Origin of the sequence: Streptosporangium fragile, from assembly GCF_039534445.1 — a bacterium.
Lineage (GTDB): Bacteria > Actinomycetota > Actinomycetes > Streptosporangiales > Streptosporangiaceae > Streptosporangium > Streptosporangium fragile.
Genome location: NZ_BAAAVI010000137.1, coordinates 1 through 5,844, shown reverse-complemented (window position 1 = coordinate 5,844; position 5,844 = coordinate 1). Strand labels below are relative to the sequence as shown.

Genomic DNA, 5,844 nt, shown 5'->3' with positions numbered 1-5,844 from the left:
GCGGGGGGGGAGGAGGGCGGCGCCCGCGGGGGCGGCGGCGGGCAGGACGGCGGCGACCGCCGGGGCGGCGGCGAGCGCGGTCAGCCCGCTGTGGGCGGCCAGGATCCAGGAGCCCATGCTCATCGGCGAGGTGGGCTTGAACACACGCAGCATGTTGAGGAAGCGCTCCGGCCTGCCGAGCTCGGCGACCAGGAAGCCCGCGCCGGCGGTCGCGCCGAGGGCGGCGGTGACTCGGGCGGTGAGCCCGAGGCGGTCGTGCCCGGTGAGCCGGGCCACGGCGGCCATCGTCGACGCGGCCCCGGACAGCCCGCCGAGATAGAGGTACGCGGGCATGTGGGGCTCGTGCCAGACGGGGGACTTGATGATCGGCTGCCCGTAGTAGGAGCGGAACTCCGCCTCCGGCACCACCGGCTCCTCACCTCTCCTCACCTCGACCACCTCCGCGCCGCTCCCGGGCGGCACGGGCCCCTCCCGGCAGCGCACCGGCCTCTCCCGGCGCCCAGGAAGGACAGCGCGACAGCCCCGGCCAGGGAGAGCGCGGCGCCCGCCGCCCAGCGCCACATCGCGGGCAGGTCCCTGGTGGTGACCACGGGGTCGGGCGGCAGGCCGTACACCTCGGGCTCGTCGAGCAGCAGGAAGAACGCCCCGTCCCCGCCCACGCCGTCGTCGGGACTCGCCCCGTACAGCCGGGCCTCGGGCCGTCCCTCGCCGTGCAGCCGCGTGACCCGTTCCTCGGCGCGGGCGCGCAGTTCGTCCAGCGGCCCGAACTGGATGGAGTCGGTCGGGCAGGCCTTCGCGCAGGCCGGCTCCAGCCCGCCGAGCTGGCGGTCGTAGCACATCGTGCACTTGAAGGCCCGCCCGTCGCGCTCCCTGCGCTCGATCACGCCGTAGGGGCAGGCCGGCACGCAGTACCCGCAGCCGTTGCAGACGTCGGCCTGGACCACCACCGTGCCGAACTCGGTGCGGAACAGCGCCCCGGTGGGGCAGACGTCCAGGCAGGCGGCGTGTGTGCAGTGCTTGCACACGTCCGAGGACATCAGCCAGCCCTCGACGCCCTCCTGGCCGTCCTCACCGCCGGGTTCCTCCGCCCGCACACGGCGTGGCTGCTCGATGAAGGCCACGTGCCGCCAGGTGCTCGCCCCCAGGCTGCCCGTGTTGTCGTAGGAGGTGGCCCGGAAGACGAACCCGTCGTCGGGGACGTCGTTCCATTCCTTGCAGGCGACCTCGCAGGCCTTGCACCCGATGCAGACGCTCGTGTCGGTGAAGAACCCCATCCGCTCAGCCATGACGGTACTCCTCGATCAGGTCGAGCAGCGCCCTGCCCGTGGGGCGCCGGCCGGGCCGCAGGTCACAGGTGGTGGCCTTACCCTCCTGGATGTAGACGTTCGGATCGAGCGCGAGGGGCAGCAGGTCGTTGACGACGTCGCCGGTCACCAGGCCGCGGCCGCCCCAGTGGTACGGCAGCCCGATCTGGTGGACCGTCCGGCCCTGGACGCGGAGCGGCCGGATCCGCTCGGTCACCAGGACGCGGGCCTCGACGGCGGTGCGGGTCGTCACGATCGTGGCCCAGCCCCCGTTGGACAGTCCCAGCTCGGCGGCGAGCTGCGGGGACACCTCGCAGAACAGCTCGGGCTGCAGCTCGGCGAGGTAGGCCAGCGACCGGCTCATGCCACCGGCGGTGTGGTGCTCGGTGAGCCGGTAGGTCGTCAGCACGTACGGGAAGCGCGGCGACTCCGGCGGGTTGTAAGGAGCCTCGGGGCGCCGGTAGACCTTGCGCACGGGGTTGGCCTGCTGCCCGTACAGCGTGTTGCGCACCGGCGACTCGTGTGACTCGTAGTGCGCCGGCAGCGGCCCGTCGGCCAGGCCCGCCGGGGCGAACAGCCAGCCCTTGCCGTCGGACTGCATGATGAACGGGGCCGCCCCGGACAGCGCCGCCTGGGCGACGGCCCCCTCGGGCGGCAGGTAGTCCGGCGGTTTGTCCGGCTCGAAGTCCGGCACGTCGTCCCCGGTCCACCGGCCCCGCTCGGCGTCCCACCAGACGTAGGCTTTGCGCTCGCTCCACGGGCGGCCCTCGGGGTCGGCGGAGGCCCGGTTGTAGAGGATGCGCCGGTTGGCCGGCCACGCCCAGCCCCATTCGGGCGCGACCAGGGTCTGCTCGCGTCCCGGCCTGCGCCGCGCCGCCTGGTTGACCTCGCCGGCGTAGACCCCGCAGTAGATCCAGCAGCCGCACCGGGTGGAGCCGTCGGCCCGCAGCTCGGTGTAGGCCGACAGAGCCCGCCCGTCGGGTCCGGTGCCGTTGATCTCGCGCAGCACGGCCTCCGCCGAGGGTTCGGCGTGCTCGCCGTGTTCGGGGTAGTCCCAGGTCAGCTCCCGCAGCGGCCGGTCGATCTCGTCGCCGGCCAGCCTCCTCCTGATCCGCTTGCCCAGGTGGTAGTAGAACCACAGCTCGCTGCGGCAGTCACCCGGGGGGTCCAGCGCCTTCTCCCGCCACTGCAGCAGCCGTTGGGTGTTGGTGAAGGTGCCCTCCTTCTCCACGTGGCTCGCGGCGGGCAGGAAGAACACCTCGGTGGCGATGTCCTCGGTGCGCATCTCCCCGGTCTCCAGTTCCGGGCCGTCGTTCCAGAAGGTGGCCGTCTCCACCAGGGTCAGGTCCCGCACCACCAGCCAGTCGAGGTTGGCCAGCCCGAGGCGTTGCGCCTTGCCGCCCGAGGAGCCGACCGCGGGGTTCTCCCCCACCACGAAGTAGCCCTTCACGGTGCCGTCGATCTGTCCCATCACGGTGGTGTAGTGGCCGTGGTCGCCGGTGAGGCGGGGCAGGTGGTCGAAGCGGAAGTCGTTCTCCGCGGTGGCGGCCTCGCCCCACCACGCTTTGAGCAGGCTCACCATGTAGGAGCGCCGGTTGCCCCAGAAGCCCGTGGGGGAGCCCACCGTCTCCAGGTAGTGGTCCAGCCCCTCGTGCAGGTGGGCGTGGGGCATCGGCAGGTAGCCCGGCAGGAGGTTGAACAGCGTCGGGATGTCGGTGGAGCCCTGGATGCTGGCGTGGCCGCGCAGCGCCAGGATGCCGCCGCCGGGGCGGCCCATGTTGCCGAGCAGCAGCTGCAGGATCGCGGCCGTGCGGATGTACTGCGCGCCCACCGTGTGCTGGGTCCAGCCGACCGAGTAGACCCAGGCGGTGGTGCGCTCCCGGCCGGAGTTGGCGGTGATCGCCTCGGCGAGTTCGGCGAACGCCTCCGGGGGGATGCCGCACAGTTCCGCGACCCTCTCCGGGGTGTAGCGGGCGAAGTGCCGTTTGACGATCTGGTAGACGCAGCGGGGATGCTGCAGCGTCGGGTCCGTGGGCGGTGTGGCGGGCGCCGGAGGACCGCCCGAGCCGTACTGGTGGGGGCCCGCGGCCTCGGCGTGGCGGCGGCCGCCCTCCAGGTGTTCGCCCGGTGCCTCCTCCTCGGCCGCGCCCTGGTAGGACCAGCTCGACGGGTCGTACTTGCGCGCCCCGGGGTCGAAACCGGAGAACAGCCCGTCCAGATCCTCGGTGTCCTCGAAGCGCTCGGACACGATCGTCGAGGCGTTGGTGTAGGCCAGCACGTACTCGCGGAAGTCCAGTTCGTTGGCGAGCACGTGGTTGACCAGCGCGCCGAGCAGGACGATGTCGGTCCCGGCGCGGATCGGGACGTGCCGGTCGGCGAGCGCGCTGGTCCGTGTGAAGCGCGGATCGACGTGGAACACCTTCGCCCCGCGGGCCTTGGCCTCCATCACCCACTGGAACCCCACCGGGTGGCATTCGGCCATGTTGGAGCCCTGGATGACGATGCAGTCGGCGTTCACCAGGTCCTGCTGGAAGTCCGTCGCGCCGCCACGCCCGAAGCTGGTCCCCAGACCGGGGACGGTGGAGGAGTGTCAAATACGGGCCTGGTTCTCCACCTGGATCGCGCCCAGGGCGGTGTAGAGCTTCTTCATCAGGTAGTTCTCTTCGTTGTCCAGCGTGGCCCCGCCCAGGCTGGCGATGCCCAGGGTGCGCCGGACGACCTTGCCGTCCTCCTCCTGCTGCCACGTCTCCCGCCGGGTCCGCAGCACCCGGTCGGTGATCATGTCCATCGCGGTCTCGAGGTCGAGCCGCTCCCACTCGGTGCCGTGCGGGCGCCGGTAGAGCACGTGCGTCTGCCGCCCGGGATGCGTGACGAGCTGCTTGCTCGCCGACCCTTTCGGGCAGAGCCGTCCGCGCGAGACGGGCGAGTCGGGGTCGCCCTCGATCTGGGTGACCTTTCCGTCCTTGACGTAGACCAGCTGACCGCAGCCGACCGCGCAGTACGGGCAGACCGACCGCGCGACCGTGTCGGCCTCCTCGGTGCGGGGTCGCAGCGCGTCGGTCCGTGCCGAGCGCGCGGCGTCGCCCCTGGCGTCCTGTCCCCGCAGTTGCCGGAGCACCGGCCAGCGGGAGATCCGTCCCCCCCGTGCCATGGTCCGGGTCCTACCCGGGGCCGGATGCCCTAACCACCGCATTCCGGTCAATATTCGCTTTTCATTAGGCCGAATTGACTTTCCCCCCAACGGGGGAATTGACGATAATTCCTGGCACTTTCTCGCCGCGATGGCAGATGAGGAATATCGAGGCGTTTGTCGTCGCGTTTTTGTCAATCACTTAACGTGCGGACGATGCCGTTGATCAACGGCCGGGTAATCACGGGGCGATCACCTCGTTCGGCGCGGGAACCGGCGCTTATCCGGGCCTCCGGCACCGGACGTCCGGGTTCCGGGAGTGCGATTCCCGGGTGGGCGGAGAAAACGCCCTCCCGCGATGTCGTGCACGCCGATTCACGGACCGGAAGAACACCAGAAAAGCCTATTTCACACCCCGTGAGCCAACCAGGAGGATTCGTGCGGCATTTCCGACGAGGCACACCGCTGGCCGTCGCCATCAGTATCGTCGCCGCTGCCCTCACCGGCCTTACCGGTCCCGCCCCGGCCGGCGCGTCCGCCCACCCGCCGGCCGCCCCGCCCCCGGCCGTGACGGACCCGCCGGCGCAGTACCAGGTCTGCGGGCCGCCGTACATCGACAACGACCCGAACCTCGGACCGAAGTACCTGCCGAAGACGGGACCGCTCGCCGAGATCCTGAAGGGCTACGTGCCGCTGAACGGCCTCCGGCCGCACCAGTTCGTCGACCGCTACTGGGACACCGCCGCGAACGGGTGGCGCTACCCGCCCGACTACGGCTTCGCCCACTCCGGCGGCTACATCAACGGCAAGCCGATCGTCAGGACCGTCACCCTGTACGTCGGCCTGAGGCTCGACCGCTTCGGCAGCGAGCGCGGCTCCTTCCTCGCCCCGCTCGGCGCCTCCTACATCGGGCGCGCCCTGCCCCCGAGCAACCTCAACACCTTCGCGGGCGCCCCGCAGTACGTGTGCAACTACCACGCGTACGAGGTCGTCAAGGAGTTCAAGGTCGACGCGGGTCCGGCCGCCCCGGCGTTCCAGCAGGCGGGCCGGGGCACCCAGTACCACGTGGTGAGCAAGCACATCCCGGAGGCGCCGCAGTCGTCCCCGGACGTGTCGGTGGAGTGGCTGGTGGCGAACGGCTACCTCAAGCGGCTGAACTGAGCGGGCGGTGACCCGGCTTTACCCGGCCTTTCGCAGGCCCCTCCTACCGTGGAGGAATGACGCCTTTCCACCGTTACCTCGTCGAAGAGATCGCGGTCGACCACGCCGACGGGCTCATCCCGCGCCGTGAGGCGTTGCGTCGGCTGGGCCTCCTCGGAGTGGCGCTGCCCGCCGCCGGCGCCCTGCTGGCGGCGTGCGGGGCCGGCCGGGAGAGCGCCGCGGCCTCGGGCGGCGCGGCGCCGGGCACGG

The 5,844-nt window shown here is 71.5% G+C and carries 5 protein-coding genes; 2 read left to right on the top strand and 3 right to left on the bottom strand.

Going from position 1 to position 5,844, the window contains the following annotated elements:
* From nrfD to fdh, 3 genes are all read right to left on the bottom strand, one after another.
* Window positions 1-429 (bottom strand): NrfD/PsrC family molybdoenzyme membrane anchor subunit (nrfD, locus tag ABD841_RS39965; RefSeq protein WP_344982276.1); only part of this gene is annotated, 429 nt, incomplete at its 3' end.
* On the bottom strand, window positions 426-1,286 hold the full coding sequence (locus tag ABD841_RS39960) for a 4Fe-4S dicluster domain-containing protein (RefSeq protein WP_344982275.1): 861 nt from the start codon (window positions 1,284-1,286) through the stop codon (window positions 426-428). The genes nrfD and ABD841_RS39960, both read right to left, overlap by 4 nt.
* Window positions 1,279-4,455 carry a formate dehydrogenase gene (gene fdh / locus ABD841_RS39955; protein WP_344982274.1) on the bottom strand — a complete coding sequence of 1,059 codons (3,177 nt, stop codon included), beginning with the start codon at window positions 4,453-4,455 and terminating at the stop codon, window positions 1,279-1,281. Before fdh ends, ABD841_RS39960 begins: the two co-directional genes overlap by 8 nt.
* Window positions 4,456-4,872: 417 nt before the next feature.
* Here fdh and ABD841_RS39950 point away from each other — a divergent pair, with 417 nt between their 5' ends.
* Complete coding sequence (locus ABD841_RS39950) at window positions 4,873-5,595, top strand: TNT domain-containing protein (RefSeq protein WP_344982273.1); 723 nt, start codon at window positions 4,873-4,875, stop codon at window positions 5,593-5,595.
* A 56-nt stretch (window positions 5,596-5,651) separates the two neighbouring features.
* On the top strand, window positions 5,652-5,844 hold a 193-nt coding region (locus ABD841_RS39945; RefSeq protein WP_344982272.1), incomplete at its 3' end, for a hypothetical protein.